This is a genomic window from Kibdelosporangium banguiense (assembly GCF_017876405.1).
GTDB classification, from domain to species: Bacteria; Actinomycetota; Actinomycetes; order Mycobacteriales; family Pseudonocardiaceae; genus Kibdelosporangium; species Kibdelosporangium banguiense.
Map to the genome: position 1 here is coordinate 8,418,055 of NZ_JAGINW010000001.1, position 17,313 is coordinate 8,435,367.

Here is a 17,313-nt window from a genome sequence, read left to right on the forward strand (position 1 = left end):
CGCCGATGTCCCGATTGTTCGCATCGGTTCTGTTTCGTTCCCGCGCCTGTACAGAGGGCTTTGGCCGATGTAGCGTCCGTTACGGGCGCCCGTCGTGAGTCTTTGCCGGTTACTCTCCTTTCCTGCACGAAGATGTGAGGGCTCGATGATGTGTCCTGTCTCGTCAAGGCGGTCGCGACTGATCCCGTGGTTGTCCGCGGGTTCGCTGGCCGCCGCGCTGGTCATGGTGGTGCCTGCCGGTCAGGCCGATGCCGCCGTGGCCTTTGCCAGTACGGTGGTCAACCAGGGCAACGGGAACTGTGCCGATGTGCCGGGCGGCGCCGGCACGAATGCGTTGCAGCTCGTTCAGAAGTCCTGTACTTCCGGCACGAACCAGTCCTTCTCGTTCAATCCGGTGGCGGGCGGCGGTGACACGTACACCGTCGCGACGCTGACCGCCGGGAGTTGTCTCGACATTTCCGGGGCGTCCGGCAACGACAATGCCGCGGTCATCCAGTACACGTGTCATTCCGGGACGAATCAGCAGTTCCGTTTGCAGCCGGTGAGCGGTGCCGCCAACACGTTCAACGTCGTGGCAGTCAGCTCCGGCAAGTGCGTGGTTCCGTCCGGCGACAACGCCGCGGTCAACACACCGTTGGTGCAGTTGCCATGCACGGCCGCCACCAGCAGGGCCTGGCGGATTCCCGGATACACCGGCGGTGGCGGCGGCGGAGCCACCTTCACCAACCCGCTGGACCGCAACGGCCCGGACCCCTGGCTGCAGTACTACAACGGCTACTACTACCTGGCCTCCACGACCTGGAACTCGACCATCACCATGCGCAAGTCGCGCACGCTGGGCGGGCTGCTGAACGCGCCGGAGACCGTCATCTTCAACCTGACCAGGCCCAACGGCGCGGGGACGATGTGGGCACCGGAGTTCCACCTGCTCGACGGCCCCAACGGCAAACGCTGGTATTTCTACTACACGGCCGGCCGGGAACCGTTCGACCTTGGCAGCCAACGCATCCACGTGCTCGAAAGCGCCGGGACCGACCCGATGGGGCCCTACAGCTTCAAGGCCGACATGCTGGATCCCCAGCAGGACAACACCTGGGAGCTCGATCCGGGCATCCTGCAGCTGAACGGCAGGCTTTACCTGCTCGGCACGTTCTACAACGGATCCCAGCCGAACTTCATCCGCCCGCTGTCCAACCCGTGGACCGCCAGCGGCACCAGGCACATCCTGTCCACGCCGACCTACAACTGGGAGACCGTGGGCGGTGCGGTCAACGAGGGGGCCGAGGTCATTCAGCGCAACGGCAAGACCTTCATCGTGTTCTCCGCCAGTCACTGCTCCACTCCCGACTACAAGCTGGGCATCCTGACCTACAACGGCGGCGACCCGCTGCAGCAGTCCTCGTGGGTCAAGTCCAGCCAGCCGGTGTTCCAGCGCAACAACGCCAACGGCGTGTACGCCCCGGGGCACAACGGCTTCTTCAAGTCCCCTGACGGCACTGAGGACTGGATCGTGTATCACGCCAACAGTTCCGCCAGTGGTGGTTGTGACATGAACCGGTCCACCCGCGCTCAGAAGATCACCTGGAACGCCGACGGGACGCCGAACTTCGGCACCCCGGTCGCACTGGGAACGAGGCTCGCCGTTCCGTCCGGTGAGCCCGCCTCGTAAGGCGCTGTCCGCCGCTGTGCGTGGAAATCCACCCACAGCGGCGGAGACCGGGCGGCCAGGACTCACGACAGGAAGCTGCTGTACGGCCCGTTCAGGATGTTGTTCTTCTGGCTCTGGTTGAAATGGGTGTTCGGGTAGTTGTAGAACGACGCGGACATCGGGGTGCCGTCGGTGTACGACGAGTCCGGCAGACCGAACGCGTGCCCGAGTTCGTGCACCATGCCGCCGTACCAACGGTTCATCGGACCGTTGATGCCCGCCGCGCCGTCGGCGTCGTGCTGGCAGAGGATCACCCAGCCGTTGCCGCCACCGCCGCCCGCGCCGGGGCCTTCGGCGATGACCTCACCGACATTGAGCCATCGGCTGTCCGGTGCGCCGAGGGAGAACCTGCGCAACAGCTCCTGTTGCATGTTGAACACCGACCACCAGTAGCGATCGGGGCCGTTGGGCGTGTTCTCGTACCAGCTCTTGGTGTGCTCGCCGGCCACTACCTGCACGACAGGCCCGTTGAGCTTGAAGGTCTTGCCGAGCTCCTGCTGGTAGTACCGCTGCGCCTCACGCATCACGTTGGCGATTCCGTCCGGGTAGCGCTGGTCGAAGGGCACGTCGGACGGACGCAGCAGGAACACCCGCACGGTCCTGGCCGGTGGATCCTGGCCAGGAGCGTTGCTGTAGCTGGGAATCCGCCATACCCGGCTGAGTGCGTTCGTGCAGGACAGCTGGACCAGTGCGGTGTTGCCGGCGGAGTTGTCCCCGAGCGGGGCCAGGCACTTGCCCGAACCGACCGACGCCAGGTTGAAGGTGTTGGTCGCGCCGGGCACGTTGACCGGCTGCAGCCGGAACTGCTGGTTGGTCCCGGAGTGGCATCCATATTGGATTACCGCGGCGTTGTCGGCACTTGACGCGCCGTAGATGTCGACGCAACTGCCTGAAGTCAGGGTGCCGACGGTGTACGTGTCGGAGGATCCGGACACTGGGGTGAAAGCGAACGACTGCCCGGCCGCGGCCGAGCATGTCGATTGGACCAGCTGCAGGCCGCTGGTAGGAGCCCCGTTGGGGACCGTGGTGCAGTTGTTGTTCGCCTGGTTGACAACGGTGCTGGTGAACGCGTTCGCGGCCCATGCGGTGCCCGAGGGCAGCACCGCGATCACACTGGCCACGAGTCCCAGCACGATCAGCGTCACCAGCCGCGCGAATCCGCGCGGTGGACGGTGGACAGGACGCATCATTGAGTCCTCACAATCCATTTCCCTGGGTAGTGTTAGCGCTAACATTCTGGGGAACGGCTGCAGGGCCGTGCCCGGTGGGTACAGGGGGTGCGTAACACAGGCTGGGCTGAGCCGGGCGCGGACACAGTCCGTCAGAGATGCCCTCTTCAGCCCTGAGGGGTCCGGACTGAGACCACGCGATGAATCTGGAAAGCCTTTTCCAGTCAAACGTAAGGGTGCCGTTCGGCTACTGTCAAGAATCCGGCGCGCCTCAGGCCTGCACGAGGTTGAGGCCGGCCCGGTCGACCGGCACGCCCGACGCGGCACGCGGGATATGGATCCAGCCGAGCTCGCGCCGGTCGCCGACGGCTGTGGCGACCGAAGGCTCGTAGGCGTCCCGATCGATCCCGGGATATCCGTGCCGGACGACCGACTGGTAGATGTGATCGGACACGACCAGCACCAGCGGAGCCGGGGTGGCGCGCAACGCGGCCTTGGTCTCCGGGGCGTCGAGCAGGCGGAAGGCCAGATCCAGTGCGTCGGAGTAGCAGCCGTGCTCGTCGTAGTGGACCTCCCCGGCGTGCATGACCATTCGCATCCTGAGGCCGTCGTGGTCCCGGGCGAGCAGCCGGCTGAGGGTGGGCGCGACCTGGCCGAGCAGCAGGGTTTTCGGCACCTCGTCGGCGGGGTGGACAAGCGTCAGGACTCCGTCGCCCCTGTCGAAGAAGGGATCGCGGCGTTGCTCTGTGACACTCGCGGCAAGGAAAGCCTCTTCGCACACCTGGTACATCGTGTCGCGCAACCGGCTCTTGGCCTGGTTGGTCCTCATCGTGCTGGCTTGCGCGTCGACCGCGATGATGCTGCGGTAGCAGGGCTGTTGGGGGATCTTCACCCCGAAGAGTGTTCTGTGCCCGGTGTCCCGGGCGGCAGATGCCGGTGTCCCTGATGGTCAACTAGAGCCGGGGTTTCACGCCCGCGTCCCGTGCCTTGGCGATCAGCTCAGCCCGGTTACAGACACCGATCTTCTGGAAGATCAGCGACGTGTTGTTGCGGATCGTCTTGGGGGACAGGCACATTCGGTGGGCGATGGGGTCGTTGCCGAGACCGGCCACAATGTACTCGAGGATCGTGCGCTGTTGCGGGGTCAGGGCGGGGAAAGGGAACGAAGTGGACTGCGCGGTGCTGATGACGTCCCGCAGCCGGGCCATGACGCCGCCGCTGATCACGGTGGTACCGTCCATCGCGACCAGGAGCTTGGCCATGATGTCGGTGTCGTCGCGTTCCTTGACCAGGAACCCGTTCGCGCCGGCGCTCAGTGCGGCGGCCACCTGGTCGTCGTCGGCGTACATCGTCAGCGCGACGATCACGATCTCCGGGTGATCGTGCCGGATCTGCTTGATCGCGGTGACGCCTTGGTAGGTGACCTCGTGCCCATTCGCACGGGGCAGGCGGAGGTCCATGAGGATCAGTGACGGCCGTAACGTGCGGGCGGCCAGCACTGCCTCATCAGCAGTGCTGGCCTCGCCGACGACTTCGACGCCGCCCGCCGCGATGAACTGAGCGCGCAACCCGGCTCGGTAGACCGCGTGGTCGTCGACGATCAGTACTCGAAGCGGTTCGTCACCCACTGTGTTGCTCCTACGAATACGTCGGCCGGCCGATCGGGAGGTTGGCGACGACCGCTGTCCCGCGCGGCGGATGGTTGGTGATGGAGAAGGTGCCGCCCAGCTCCTCGCACCGCTGTCGCATCGATACGAGGCCAAGGCCGCCACCTGCGGACGGTTCGATCCCGCTGCCGTCGTCGATCACTTCCAACGACAGGTTTTCCTTGCCGTACAACCGGATGTGACAGTGCGACGCACCCGAGTGCGTGATGGTGTTGGCCACGGCCTCGCGTGCGATGCGGTACACCGCGGTCTCGACCGCCGCCGGCACCTCCTGTACGTCCTTTGTGCACACTTCGACGGCGAAGTCCGGACTGGTGAACTTCTCGGCCAACGCGCGCAACGCCTCGGACAGGCCATGGCGCAGTTGCGTGGGCCAGATGCGCTCGATCAGTTGGCGGATGTCGAGCTGTGTCGCCCTGATGTGTTCGATCACGCTTGCCAGGAGGTCATGTGCCTGGCCGTCCTTGTCCTGCACCATCCTACGCGCCGCGTCCACCTGCAACAGGGCGCCCGCCAGGCTGGGCCCGATCTCGTCGTGCAGGTCCTGCATGGTCCGGCGGGCGTTCTCCTCCAGGTCCTGGATGAACTTCTGCCGTGCCCGCCGTAGATCCTGGGAGAGCTGTTCGGACCATGCGGACGGCGCGACCTGCCGGGCCAGGTCGTGCAGGAGACGTTGCTCCCGGCCGCCGAGCCGTTCCTCCGGCGACCGGACCTCCACGATCAGTTCGCCCACCTGCTTGCAGTCGTACGTCATGGGAACCGACACCTGCTGCCAGCCCCGGTTTCGCCCGGACTCGGCCACGAGGCTGCGCCGGTCGTCGGTGCCCACGTAGACCGCGACATACGGCAGCCGCAACGCGACCGCGACCGTGTTGGCCACTGCCACCAAAGGCTCGGAGATCGGGTTCTCCAAGCGTTCGGACAGGCTGGACAACGCGATGTACGGATCGGCGCGGTGGCCGAACAACCGTCGGTCCAGCCTGCGCAACAACGTGCGGTACAGCGGCGCGAGCATGATGACCACGGCGACTGTGGCGATCTCCTCGGCCTGATGCGGAAAGGGACGCATCGCCAGCGTCACGACGACCGTGTACGTCAGCACAAGACCGGCGATCAGCAAGCAGTACAACAAAGTCCGGTGCACGATCAGGTCGATGTCGTAGAGCCCGTACCGCATGATCGCCACCGATGCCACCACTGGGATCGCGACCGCGCTGACCGCCCACGCGCCCCACATCACACCCAGCATCTCCGTGATGGCCGCGAGCAGCAGGATCACCGTGGACACCAGGGCGAGCAGCACGACACGACGCTGGTCGCCGGAGACCCGGCGGCTACGGATCACCAGAGCCGCGATCGCCAGCAGGGCGGTCACTGCCGTGCCCGCCAGGCCGACGACCGCGATCACCAGCGGCAGACCGCGCTGAGTTCCGGCGCCGGGGTCGTCGACGCCGGTCCAGAAGCTGTCCGGCGAGGACCAGGAGGCCCAGCCGATACCGATCACGGCCAGGGCGGTGGCCACGCTCCCGCCGACCAGCACCGGCGACCACCGCCGTGACAACAGCTTCCCGGTCGGGAAGAGCAACGCCAGCAAGGGCAGCAGTCCGTAGGTCAGCCAGCAGGACCACGTCCCGATCCACGACATCGGGGTGATACCGGGCCAGGCCTCGGCAGCGACCGTGATCGCTCCGCTCAGACCGGTGACCAGCAGCAGCCAGCCGACCCGGTTGCCCGGCACGTGGCCGATCACCCGCATCCCCAACAGGGTGAAGGCGATCGCCACGACCCAGTTGCGTGGATGCGAACCGATCCACTCGCCCGGCAGCGTCAACCGGGCGACAGCGACTGCCACGCAGGCCGCGGCGAGCCCGCCGATCACGCGTGACAGCAGGACCTCCCGGCCGGACCACCAGGCCCGGCCGGCCACCATTGTTCGGAGCAACACCTGAACTCCCCCGTTCAAGGTCGACGGGACCGGTCAGCCGTTGATCCAGTGCCAGAAATTGTGCAGGGGAGACCCGTTGTCTTTGATGGACACCTGCCCGTTGCCTGCCGGGTTCTCCAGTTCGGCCAACGTCGGCAGCGGGTGGCGGGCGAGTGCCTCGGCATGGTTGTCGTGCAGCCAGGTCAGGCCGAGCCGGACCCGGTCCAGGTCGGCCTTGACGGCCGCCACGTGCGGGCCGTGGAAGTACTGGTTCCCGGGTTGGGCGGCCGCGGCGTAACGCACCAGCGCGTCGTACCACTGGGCGAGGTTCTCGGGTTCGAAGTACCCGCGTGAAGAGTTGTCGTTCTCGACCGGAATGGCCATTGTTGACCCCTTCGAGGATCGTCGTATGTGGACGTGGTTGTGACGCAACCATTCCGTGCACCCGGTCCCGGGAACCAGAGGCGGGTGTCCCGGCTGCCCGGGCGGGGGCGTTCCCATCTGAGCCCACTGTGGACAGATCACCTCATGTCCGGCTGGGCCGGTGATCGGCCAGGACGGCCGCGGCCTTCGCCCGCGCGATCCGGTGCGCGTTGCCGATCTGGCGGGAGAGCACCGAATACACCAGCGCGGCGGGAATGATGCTGAGCAACAGCGCCGACCGATCGTCCACGCCTCGCATCCCCGCGATCGTGCCGTCGCCGGCGATCATCATCACGACTGCCAGCACGGCCATGACCGCCGGCATCAGCGCCGGAAAGCTGAGCCAGTCACGCAGCCGGCGTAACCACGTCCCTTCCGGCTGCTGCCGGTGGCGGCCGGTGGGACGCCTGGCCGGCACCGGGTCCGGCGCTTCTGGGGCGTCTCTGGAGATCGGCGCAGGCGGCTCGGGCGGTGAGGCGGCGACCGGGCGCAGGCGGACGGTCGTCTCCTTCGCCAGCTTCATGTCCTGCTTGATCCGCTGCCATTCCGCGACCCAGGCCCGCACTTCGGCCTCCGGCCGTCCGCACCCACGCACGAAGAGCTCGACCAGTTCGGCGCGGGCCGGCAGCCGGGTCAGCTCGGGGTGTTCGGCGATCTTGGCCATGTAGTGGGCGGTGCTCTTGGGCAGCTTGCCGTGCGCGGTGTTGGCGATCTGCTGGAAGGACCGGCTGGCGTCCTCCCGCAGCCATCGCAGTGCCTGCACGAACGGCAGCGGCCGGTCGGCGGCCTGGGCCTGCGCCAGCGGGCTGCCGAAGACGCGGTCCCGCTCGGCGTTCTCCGGCGGCACAGCCGGGTCCGTGCGCCGGGCCGGTAAGCCAGGGCCGGGCGGTGGTTCGTCCGGGGCGGTCATCGGCTCGTCCATCCGCCGACGGCCGCCCCACCGGCACCTGTCCCGCCGGCCGTGGGGCCCCGGAACGAATCTGGGTATGGCAGCGGCATCCGCCACCTGGCGGGGGTCAACACGGGCAATCCTCCGTCTCCAACCGTGACCTGGGCATCCGAATCCGCCTCTGGCCCGCGGGGAAAGTCGATCAGAGGCCAATCCGATCGGGCGGGTGTGAAGAAGAAGATCCGTTGGTTTGGCAGAGAGCGTATCTCCCACTGGCAACAAAGTCGCGCTGACTCAACCCAAGCTCGCCTGCTGCCACGCCGCGCCGTTATGTGGACGGCGGGGTCGCGCATTTACCGAACGGGGGCGCCGGAAACAAGGTCAAATGACACATCGGAAGCGGATCCTGGACGAAAAAAATCTTTGGACGGCACATCGCCCGATCGGCCGATCAAGGCCCGAGTGGTCTGCGGAAACTTGGTCTCCCGTGCCCTGCTCACCCCCGCCTAGCTGGACGAACAGCCGATATTGGACGCCGTCGAACTAGAGGTGATCTTTGTTCCTGGTTACGTTGTGAGCGCACCCTTCCTTCGGGGATCCGAGGCGGGGGTGGGCACATCACTCCTTGTCCCTGACCTGGGCATGGTCCGTGTGTCGTGGCGGGTGCCCGTCGGCCAAACGGGTGCCCGCCACAATCCCCGGAAGTGAATTCGCTGGTCAGTGACCCTTCTGGACGTGTGGATGCCCGCTGTGTGCGCAGCTGCGGCATATGACTGGGCAGCGTCTGCCGGTAGTCGAATTGTCCGTTTGTGATCACTCGGCGACCCTTGGGCGCGATCTTCGGGACAACGATTACCCGACGAGTGTGACTGACATCACACTTACCTTGGTAAACCTTTCAGCGAGGCGACCTGTCCCCGCGTGAGTGTTCACATTCCTCCGGCTGGTAATGGTAAGCGCTTTCTGTGTAGCATGATAAGCATTCGCTCACGGTAGATGCCCTGATAAGGCCTTTGGTGGCAGTGTGTGCCACAAGAGATGTCACACTTTGTGACACCTGATGGCTGTCCCGTAATTGCGTTCTCAGGTCAGCCGGGATATGTGTGCTGCTCGTGCGAGCCGCCCCGCATTGGTGATTTCCGTCTTTTCAAACCCGGCCCGCAATGGTGCCCTGTTGGCGAGGGAAAGCGGGTTCGTGAGATGGGGGGTGCGGCCGGTGGCGATCCGGTTGAAGATGGGCGGATACGCGAGAGTCGACAACGACCCGCTGGGCCGGTCGTTCGTCGGGTACTTCCCCCGGATGACCGAAGCGGAGGCCTGGGAGGTCGGCCGGGGCATGTGGCGTATGAACGCCGGGAAGGCACGGCGGCAACGTTTCGCGATCATCGTGGGGGAGGGCCTTGTCCGCGCGGTCGCCGAGATCAGCGCCGTGACGGTCCACGGCGACCGTGCGGCCCTCGAAGGTGCCGTCCTGGCCGAGGGGCACTCGGTGCGCGATGTCCTGATCGGTCAACCGGATCCGGTGGTCAACCGCTCGCAGAACCCGGTCGGCTACCGCGAACTGTTGGTGGAGAAGCAGTTCGTCTACCGCCTCTGCGCGTGTGGATGCGGCGGCCGCACCGACCGGGACTTCCTGGCGGGCCACGACGTCCGGGCGATCCAGGCCCGTGTCCGTGAGCACTTCGGCGGATCTCAGCTGAGGTTCGTCCGATGGGTCGACAGGCAGCTGGCCACGGACTGACCCAGGTTTTGGTTCGCCACATCGGGGGTACGACTCTCTTTTGGGCTGGGGGCCCGATGGTGGAAAGGGAATCTTGTGCTTCGACCTGCCATGGATCTGCCGTCAACCGCGCTCGTCACAACAAGTCTCGTGCTGGGTGTCCACGGACTACTCGCACTCGCCGGGCTCGACTTCATCGTGTCGGGCCCGGCCCTCACGCCGGGGCAGTGCTTCGCCGCGGCCGGCGTCTGCCTGATCAGACACCTCGCTAGGCGGAACTGGAGGTGACCTGCCGAGCCGACAACGGTGTCGCGACGTCTTCCAGGGAACGCTTGGCCGCTTCAACACCAAGCACCAGCTCGGCGATCCCACCGATGATCATCACGCCGGCGCCGATGCAGTAGCCGAGTGCGACGTTGCCAGGATCCCCGCTCTCCACCAGAACACTGAACAGGACGGGCCCGACGATGCCGCCGACACCGGTCCCGACGGCGTAGAACAGCGCGATACACATCGCGCGGATCTCCATCGGGAAGATCTCCGACACAGTCAGGTAGGCGGCGCTCGCCCCGGACGAGGCGAAGAAGAAGATCACCGCCCACGCCCCGGCCAACGTCCACGCCGACAGCACGCCCGCTGAGAACATCCACGCGGTCGCGAGCAGCAACAGCCCGGAGCCGAGATAGCTGACGCTGATCATCGTGCGACGCCCGACACTGTCGAACAGCCGCCCGAGCACAAGCGGCCCGATCAGACTGCCAAGGGCCAGCGGGATGAGGTACAGCCCGGACTGGGCGCTCGGGACACCGAAGAAGGTCGCGAGTACCAACGCGAACGTGAAGTAGACGGCGTTGTAAAGGAACGCCTGTCCGATGAAGAGAGCCAGCCCAAGCAGGCTCCGCCGGGGATAGGTCCGCAGCACGGTCCGGGCGATCTCGCCGAACCCGGTGCTCGCCCGTTGCCGCACCCGCAACGAATCCCGGACAGGTTCCAGCTTCGTGTTGGTCTCCCGCTCGATCTCGTGCTCGATCGAACCGACCAGTTCCTCGGCGGCTCCGTTGTGCCCATGGGTGTAGAGCCATCGCGGACTCTCCGGAAGATGGCGGCGCACAAGAAGGATCACCAAACCAAGGACGGCACCCAGTCCAAACGCGACACGCCAGCCGACGTCGGCGGGGAAGATCGTGGGATCAAGCAGAAGAAGCGTGAGCGCGGCCCCGGCAGCGGCCCCACCCCAGTACGACCCATTGACCGCAAGCGAAACCGTCGCCCGCAACCGGGCCGGGACAAGCTCATCAATGGCCGAATTGATCGCAGCGTACTCCCCGCCGATCCCAGCCCCGGTAAGAAATCGCATCACAACAAAGAACCACGCGTCAAAAGAGAACGCGGTCGCGGTAGTCGCAGCCAGGTAAAGCCCAAGCGTGGCCAGAAACAGCTTCTTACGCCCCAACCGATCAGTCAGATAACCGAACAGCAGCGAACCCACCACGGCCCCGGCCACATACATCGACGCAGCCAGCCCCACCTCCGAGTCACTGAGCCCAAGCCCACTCTCGGGTTCGGTGAGCCGCTCGGCCAACGCCCCCACAATAGTGACCTCAAGCCCATCCAGGATCCAAACAGTCCCAAGCCCAGCCAGCACAAGCCAATGCCACCGCGCCCACGGCAACCGATCCATCCGAGCCGGCACATCAGTATCAACGGTCTCCAACGACCGTCCACCCTGCTTCACAGCCATAACCGAAGAATTGCCCAGCCAGTTCAACCTGAAACGCAGCTGGCCAGTACGGCCCGGGCCTCGTCGACACACAACTCACTCCACCGGGCAAGATCGCGGGCAGCCCGTTGACGTATGTGGGTCGGCACAGTTTCGTCCCGCATCACGTCCCGCGCGGCGACAGCGGCACGTTCCCGGTCAAAGCGCCGCAGTTTGACCACGGCTTCGGCGGATCTCAGCCGCGCCAAGGCGCTGAGGCGTTGGTCCCGCATCATCTGTTCCAGGTCTGGGACGGCGGTAGCGAGGTCGACCTCGGCGATTGCCCATCAGAACCTGTATGCGGTGCAAGGGTTTCGCGGTGGTCAGGAGGGTGTTGAGTTGTTTCAACACCATTCGGCGGTCGGATGGCGACCGTATGAAGAGGAGGCGCGCTGCTTCCGCGCGAACGGCTCCGGAAGCGGATTCATCGGTTAGGAGGGAGTGCAGCGCTGGGACTGATAGGTCCCGGACGGCTTGGCCGAAGTTGTCGAGCTCGCGAGCAGCGAACAGACGCAGAGCAGGATGGCACGAGGAGTCGGTGGCCAGATCGTTTAGAAGCCGGGCGCCAACGGCTCGATCAGACACATCAAAGTTGGCCAGGTGAACAGCGGCTTGCACGCGTGTACCCGGTGATCGGCGCACCTCATCGCGGACAGCACGTACTGCATCGAGACCATTAGTTGTACGAAGCGCGTACAGTGCGGTGAGTTGGTCACGATCTGAGGTTCGCTCGTCGGTAGCGATTTGGAGTAGGAAATCGGACACCTCACCCGGCAAGAACGTCACCAGATCACCGACGAGGAAACTCGCGCGTGACCGGGCGCGTGTGGCCTGTGCTTCGTCGCGCACAAGGTCCAGCGTCTCGGCGATCACATGGTCGAAGTGCTTCTGCCCCAGGGATGCGAGTTCTTTGCGAGCAGCTGTCGCGCATTGCTGACCTGGAAGGAAACCTCGCAGGAAGGCGGCTGCCTCCGGCACGAATGCGAGCGAGAGCTGTGCAAGCGCGACTGCCGCCTTGATCCGTTCGCTTGCTGAGGATTCAGGTGCGTCGATCACTGCGCGGATGGCTTGTTCAGCTTCGTCTGCCAGAGGGTTGTCGTCCCATACATCAGTGTCTGGCACTCGTTCGTCGATAGGCGCCGATCGATTGTGGAGCAGATCGTGCTCCAGCCGAGTGCGTGCCTTTCGCCCCAGCCGGTTCACAGCTGCTCGGACCCGCCAGGATTCCACGCCGTGAAGCCGGGTGATTGTTCCAGTCGTGCTGGTCTCGTTGAGCAGGCGTTGCAATTCAGTAGCCGCCTCGTGGACGAACTCTGGCGACAGCTTGGCGAGAGATCTGACGGACCGGCCGACGGCCACCGCAGTTGTACGTGGAGCCGCGATCGTTGATCGAAGGTGCCGGATCGCCCGGTCGCGGAAGTCGAGACCGAACTCGGCGATCTGGTCTGCGCCCCACCATCGATCGTTCCCGGTCAATCCAGGTTCAGCCAGGATTGACTCGACATGGTCGACTGCGGCGTTCCGGTGTTGGGGACCGAGGTCACCAAGGACTCTCGCGAGGTCGAAGCGGTCAGTACTAGACCGACGGCGGTCGATGATCAGAGTGTTCACCAATGAAACCGCTTCTGCTGCTTGAGCGGGACCGAGCGAAACCAGGCCGAGTGCTGCGTCGCGACGGCCTACGGTGCTGAGCACCGGGTCGCGAAGCACTTGGCGGAAGATGGCCGCCGCCTGGTCGTGGAACTCCGGGCCGATCTCGACCAAGCCGGTGGCGGCCTCCACAAGATCTGTCACCGGACTGTCGTCGGTGAGCAGCGAGGTCAACGTATTGATCGCGAACTCCCGGGCGTGGCCGCCGAATACTGCCAGGGTCACTGCTGCGGTTCTGTATTGAAGGCCGGTTGCCCGAGGATTTGAAAGCACAGCGCGGAGGCCGCGTTCGGCTGCGGTAAGTCGTTGCTCGATCGACGTGTCGACATCGTCCACGACATCTGACAGATAGGTGACTGCTTCGCGGAAGTGCTTTCCGTGCAGGCGGGTCGCCAGCGCTGCTGCAGCCTCGGTGCGTGACTGCCAGGGGGCGTCTTCGGTGTGCATCAACCCCAACAGCCACTCGGCCAGACCTGGGTAGTGGGTGGCGCGGCTGGCTTGGGACAGGATTTCGCCGCTGAAGGCGGTGGTGGTCATGGCCCTCGCTCGAACCGTGGCAAGGAAGGCGGTCATGACCGCATGGCTTGCCGGGACTCGTTTTGCGAGGAGACGCGCTGCCAGCAGGTGTTGCTCAGTTCCACCTGTGTGGAGCCAACATACGAGGGGATCAGCCTCGTCGGGGTGCAGGCGTGTGTAGTGGAGCAGCACGGACCGGGCGTACTCACCGCGTTCCTTGGGGCGAGCCGCGTACAAGAGCCGCGCGAAATCGTCGTTTGAGGAGTCGAAGTGCTCGGGCAGTAACCGGGCTTGGGCGGTGGCGGCGAGGTGCTCGGCGAAGCTGTGGTGGAGGAAGCTGAGGTCGTTGCCGCGCATGACCAGAAGGCCGCCTGAGATCAGATAGGCGGTCAAGTCCTCGGACCAGCCGTGTGGCAGTTGGTCGACTGAGCGGCGGATCCAGTCGCGGGCCGCTCCCACCAGGGATGTGTCGGTTTCGGATCTGGTTTTGCCGAGGTGTTCCAGCAGGGCTGTGTGGTGGGGTTCGAAGATGCTGCTCGATTTACGGGCTGATCGCAGGAATGCCAGGTATGACTCGTAGAGCTCGTACTGGTTGTCCGGCAGGGGGCGGTCTTCTTGTTGGAAGATGATCGCGGCGATGGTGGCCAGGAGGGGGACTCGGACCAGCTCGTCGAGGTGGGCGTCGCGGATTTGGCGGACGAACCGGTGGGCGTGGTCCAGGCCTTCCTCGTCGAACCAGTTCTCTGCGAATCGGATCAGTGCCTGTTCGTCGAATGGTTGTAGCTCGTAGCGGGCGGCCTTGATGCGTTGCAGTGGGGCCAGAGCGGCGCCTTCGATCGGCCGGGTGGTGACCACGACTCGGTATGGCGATTCGGGGGCTGAGGCCCAGGCGGCGAGGACGTCCGCCAGGCTGTCGCGGTCGGCGGCGTCTGCTACTTCGTCGAGTCCGTCCACCAGCAGGAGCCAGCGGCAGCCCAAGGCGCGGTCGCTCACCAGGTCTGATTGGAGGGGTGCGCCGAGGAGGGCGCCGCATTCGGCGTTGGCGCTGTCTGCAAGGGCTTGGGCGAACGGGAGGTCGAGGCGGGCGGCCAGTTCGCGCGCTGACAGGCGGAGGGGGATGACTGGTTCGGTCAGGGGGTCGTCCGCCGCCGAGTCATACCAACGGGATGCGGTGTCCGCGGCTAGTCGGAGGGAGAGCGTTGACTTTCCCTGGCCTGCGCCGCCGGTGACGATGAGGTGTTCGTTGGCGTCCAAGGCTTCGCGGACGGTTCGGGCGGGTGGGCGTACTGCCACGCGCACGGTTGGGGCCCGTAGGACCTCGACGAGTTGGCCGTGGTCGTCGAGGACCGGAGTCGGGCGGCTGGTTTCTGACCGCTGCTCTTCCGTGCCGCTGCTCAAGTCCTGGCGGACGTAGACCGTGGCCAACGACGGCCGGCGGGCGCCGGGCAGCCGGTAGGGAAGTTTGTGGGCCGCTTGCATTTGGGCGTTGAGAACCGAACGGATCTCGTCCGGCGGTTCTGTGATCTTTTCCCAGGCCGCTACCGGCTCGTGTTCTGGGCGTGGGGGAGCCGCGGATGTCGCGTTGAGGACGAACTGCACGCCCCCTTCTATCGAACCGGCCTGGAGGGCTTGGCCCCAGACGTTTCCCTCGATGCGGTTGTCGGTCATCCGACGGCCCTTCGCGCGCGGCTTTCCCGGCATGTTCCCACACCTCTGGAACGATCTTTATCGGGATTCTGCCGCCGGGCCGTCAAAGGACCTGACTGGGGGAACGGCACGACCCGTTTGGCTCATGACTCTTACTCCCCGCATGTCCGGGCCTGGGAAAGGACTTTTCAAGATTCCGGATGGATTACCAGGCTCCGGAGGCTTCTCGGGCGGCCGTGTTGTGCTTTGGATGCTGGGCCGGGATCTTGGGGGTACTGGGCAGTCCGGCGGCCAGGGATTTCAGGTGTTTCCGGGTTTCGGCCGGGCTCAGTGCTTGGGCGGTCAGATCTTCGAGGACTTGTTTTATCGTTGCCGTCCGTTCCTGGTCCTGCGTTTCCTGCAGGCCGATCAGCGATTCGGTGAAGGCTATGTCGGGTTCGTTGGGGTCGTTGAAGGACAGCAGGATCAACGGGCTCTGCAATCCTTCGTGGTAGCGGTCCTGGGGAACTATCTGCAGGGTGACGTTCGGCAGCTCCGCCTGGTCGAGCAGGTGGTGCAGCTGGGCCCGGTCGACGCCCTGGTGCAGGGCCGGGGCGTGGATCAGGGCGTGCAGGGCGAGGGGCGGGTCGTTGGTGAGGCGGTCCTGCTGGCGCATGCGGACCTCGGTCATGGTCTTGACGGTCTTCTTGCTGCTGCGCGGGAAGGTCGCCCGGGCGTACGCCGGTGTCTGCAGCAGGGTGGGAATCTGGCCCAGCTGAAACTCGTATTTGTGATCGGCCTCGTCCTCCATTCTTATGTAACGGGTTTCCTTGAGGTGGTAGTCACGCCACCAGGCGCGCTTTTTGGCCAGTTCCCAGAGCTCAAGGTAGGGCGCGTAGTCGTTGCTCAATACCCCGTATGCGTCAAGGAGCATCACCAGTTCGTGGTAGCTGGGCAGTTGTCGGCGTTCCATCCGGCTGAGCTTCCGGAACTCGATGTGCACGCGCTCGCCCGCTTCCTGCTGGGTCAGCCGGGCCTGCTCACGCAGTTTCTTGATTTCACGCTGGAGTTGGCGGCCGTGGTAATTCGGCTCAGGGGTCACGCCGGTCATGGTCAAGAAGATAGCTGGGGTACGTACATTGTTGGGATCACCTGATCGTGTACTGTATGTACGTACGTACGGTATTGCAGAATATCGACATGGAAGACACCGATGACCTGAGTCCCGGCTCGTTGGTCCGCCGCTGGCGCCTGGGCAAACGGCTTCGTCAAATCCGCGAGGAAGTGGGGCGGACCATGGACGAGGCAGCAGCATACATCGGGGTGCGACGCCCCACGATCAGCAGGATAGAGACAGGCCGGCAGGCCATTTTGCCGAAAAATGTGAAGTTTCTTTGTCAGTTCTACGACGTCGGGCCGTCGGACACAGGGCTGATGATGCGCCAGGCGGAGGAGTCGAACGAGCGTGGCTGGTGGATGGCCTACTCGGGCACCATGCCGGACTGGTTCGAGAACTATGTCGGGTACGAGGCCGATGCCAAGGCGATCTGGACCTATTCGTCCGAGCTGGTGCCGGGCCTGCTGCAGACCCAGAGCTATCTCCAGGGCCTCAACGAGTCGCTCAAGACCAAGGCGGGCGCGCTGGAGAGGGTGCTCGCCTTCCGGCTGGACCGCCAGAAACGCCTGGCGGCACGGGGAACCGACTATCGGGTGGTTCTCAACGAAGCCGTCGTGCGGCGGCCGGTCGGGGACATGCGGGAGCAGCTTCGCCACCTGCTGCTGATGGCCGACCGGGAGTACATCTCCTTGCAGATCCTCACGTTCGAGTCAGGGCCGCACCGCTCGATGATCGGTCCCTTCAACATGCTGACGTTGCCGGAGGAGGAAAAGCCGAACTTCGTCTATCTCGAACAGCGGGACGGAGCGGTCTACCTCGAGCGACAGTCGGACCTGGGCAAGTACACCGCTACCTTCGAGGCTTTGGCAGAACAGGCGCTGCCGGTGGATGAGACTCGCGATTTCCTGGCTACCCTTGTGAAGTAACTCAGGGGGCTAGCGGAGGGATCACGAATCGTGGATCGCGAATCGGCGTGGCGCAAGAGCAGCTTCAGCGATGCCAACGGCGGTGACTGTGTCGAGGTGCACCACGATCTCAGGGCTGTCCGTGACTCCAAGAATCCCGCAGGTGCGGTGCTGACCGGCGATCTTGCCCGGTTGGTCGCGGCGGTCAGGGCCGGCTTGTAGCTGACTTGTATGTGCGCC

13 protein-coding genes are annotated in these 17,313 nt (G+C 65.1%); 4 read left to right on the forward strand and 9 right to left on the reverse strand.

The annotated features are described in order from the left end of the window. Positions 1 to 190: 190 nt before the first annotated feature. A complete protein-coding gene (locus tag JOF56_RS38200; protein WP_245378543.1) occupies positions 191 to 1,669 on the forward strand; it encodes a family 43 glycosylhydrolase in 1,479 nt (492 codons plus the stop codon). Positions 1,670 to 1,731: 62 nt separating this feature from the next. Here JOF56_RS38200 and JOF56_RS38205 read toward each other — a convergent pair whose 3' ends face one another. The 6 genes from JOF56_RS38205 to JOF56_RS38230 form a co-directional block, all read right to left on the reverse strand. Beyond that, positions 1,732 to 2,895, reverse strand: coding sequence for an RICIN domain-containing protein (locus tag JOF56_RS38205; protein ID WP_209644292.1), 1,164 nt, complete (start codon positions 2,893 to 2,895; stop codon positions 1,732 to 1,734). Positions 2,896 to 3,148: 253 nt separating this feature from the next. Beyond that, complete coding sequence (locus JOF56_RS38210) at positions 3,149 to 3,769, reverse strand: hypothetical protein (RefSeq protein ID WP_209644293.1); 621 nt, start codon at positions 3,767 to 3,769, stop codon at positions 3,149 to 3,151. A gap of 61 nt (positions 3,770 to 3,830) precedes the next feature. Continuing rightward, positions 3,831 to 4,505: a response regulator transcription factor gene (locus tag JOF56_RS38215; RefSeq protein ID WP_209644294.1), complete on the reverse strand. Its 675-nt coding sequence runs from the start codon at positions 4,503 to 4,505 to the stop codon at positions 3,831 to 3,833. Between the two features lie 10 nt (positions 4,506 to 4,515). After that, complete coding sequence (locus JOF56_RS38220; RefSeq protein WP_209644295.1) at positions 4,516 to 6,489, reverse strand: sensor histidine kinase; 1,974 nt, start codon at positions 6,487 to 6,489, stop codon at positions 4,516 to 4,518. 33 nt (positions 6,490 to 6,522) lie between these two features. Further along, a complete protein-coding gene (locus JOF56_RS38225; RefSeq protein WP_209644296.1) occupies positions 6,523 to 6,852 on the reverse strand; it encodes a hypothetical protein in 330 nt (109 codons plus the stop codon). Positions 6,853 to 6,994: 142 nt separating this feature from the next. Next, the gene (locus JOF56_RS38230; RefSeq protein WP_209644297.1) at positions 6,995 to 7,801 is read right to left on the reverse strand and encodes a hypothetical protein; all 807 of its coding nucleotides are present in this window, start codon (positions 7,799 to 7,801) and stop codon (positions 6,995 to 6,997) included. A 1,195-nt stretch (positions 7,802 to 8,996) separates the two neighbouring features. Here JOF56_RS38230 and JOF56_RS38235 point away from each other — a divergent pair. Next, positions 8,997 to 9,521: a hypothetical protein gene (locus JOF56_RS38235; RefSeq protein ID WP_209644298.1), complete on the forward strand. Its 525-nt coding sequence runs from the start codon at positions 8,997 to 8,999 to the stop codon at positions 9,519 to 9,521. Between the two features lie 247 nt (positions 9,522 to 9,768). Here the strand turns inward: JOF56_RS38235 and JOF56_RS38240 are convergent, their stop codons facing one another. The 3 genes from JOF56_RS38240 to JOF56_RS38250 form a co-directional block, all read right to left on the reverse strand. Then, positions 9,769 to 11,241, reverse strand: coding sequence for an MFS transporter (locus JOF56_RS38240; RefSeq protein WP_209644299.1), 1,473 nt, complete (start codon positions 11,239 to 11,241; stop codon positions 9,769 to 9,771). Positions 11,242 to 11,418: 177 nt separating this feature from the next. Then, positions 11,419 to 15,126 carry an NACHT domain-containing protein gene (locus tag JOF56_RS38245; RefSeq protein WP_209644300.1) on the reverse strand — a complete coding sequence of 1,236 codons (3,708 nt, stop codon included), beginning with the start codon at positions 15,124 to 15,126 and terminating at the stop codon, positions 11,419 to 11,421. Positions 15,127 to 15,277: 151 nt separating this feature from the next. After that, the gene (locus JOF56_RS38250; protein WP_209644301.1) at positions 15,278 to 16,162 is read right to left on the reverse strand and encodes a helix-turn-helix domain-containing protein; all 885 of its coding nucleotides are present in this window, start codon (positions 16,160 to 16,162) and stop codon (positions 15,278 to 15,280) included. Between the two features lie 89 nt (positions 16,163 to 16,251). On the opposite strand from JOF56_RS38250, the gene JOF56_RS38255 reads away from it, so the two are divergent. After that, positions 16,252 to 17,094, forward strand: a complete 843-nt coding sequence (locus tag JOF56_RS38255; RefSeq protein ID WP_209644302.1) for a helix-turn-helix domain-containing protein — start codon at positions 16,252 to 16,254, stop codon at positions 17,092 to 17,094. 30 nt (positions 17,095 to 17,124) lie between these two features. Beyond that, positions 17,125 to 17,295, forward strand: coding sequence for a DUF397 domain-containing protein (locus tag JOF56_RS38260; protein ID WP_209644303.1), 171 nt, complete (start codon positions 17,125 to 17,127; stop codon positions 17,293 to 17,295). Positions 17,296 to 17,313 lie beyond the last annotated feature (18 nt).

Excerpts from the sequence above, each read along its gene's own strand:
- JOF56_RS38205 (WP_209644292.1), bottom strand. The coding sequence starts at position 2,895 with ATGCGTCCTGTCCACCGTCCACCGCGCGGATTCGCGCGGCTGGTGACG.
- JOF56_RS38230 (WP_209644297.1), bottom strand. The coding sequence starts at position 7,801 with ATGACCGCCCCGGACGAACCACCGCCCGGCCCTGGCTTACCGGCCCGG.
- JOF56_RS38255 (WP_209644302.1), top strand. The coding sequence starts at position 16,252 with ATGGAAGACACCGATGACCTGAGTCCCGGCTCGTTGGTCCGCCGCTGG.
- JOF56_RS38240 (WP_209644299.1), bottom strand. The coding sequence starts at position 11,241 with ATGGCTGTGAAGCAGGGTGGACGGTCGTTGGAGACCGTTGATACTGAT.
- JOF56_RS38225 (WP_209644296.1), bottom strand. The coding sequence starts at position 6,852 with ATGGCCATTCCGGTCGAGAACGACAACTCTTCACGCGGGTACTTCGAA.
- JOF56_RS38250 (WP_209644301.1), bottom strand. The coding sequence starts at position 16,162 with ATGACCGGCGTGACCCCTGAGCCGAATTACCACGGCCGCCAACTCCAG.
- JOF56_RS38245 (WP_209644300.1), bottom strand. The coding sequence starts at position 15,126 with ATGCCGGGAAAGCCGCGCGCGAAGGGCCGTCGGATGACCGACAACCGC.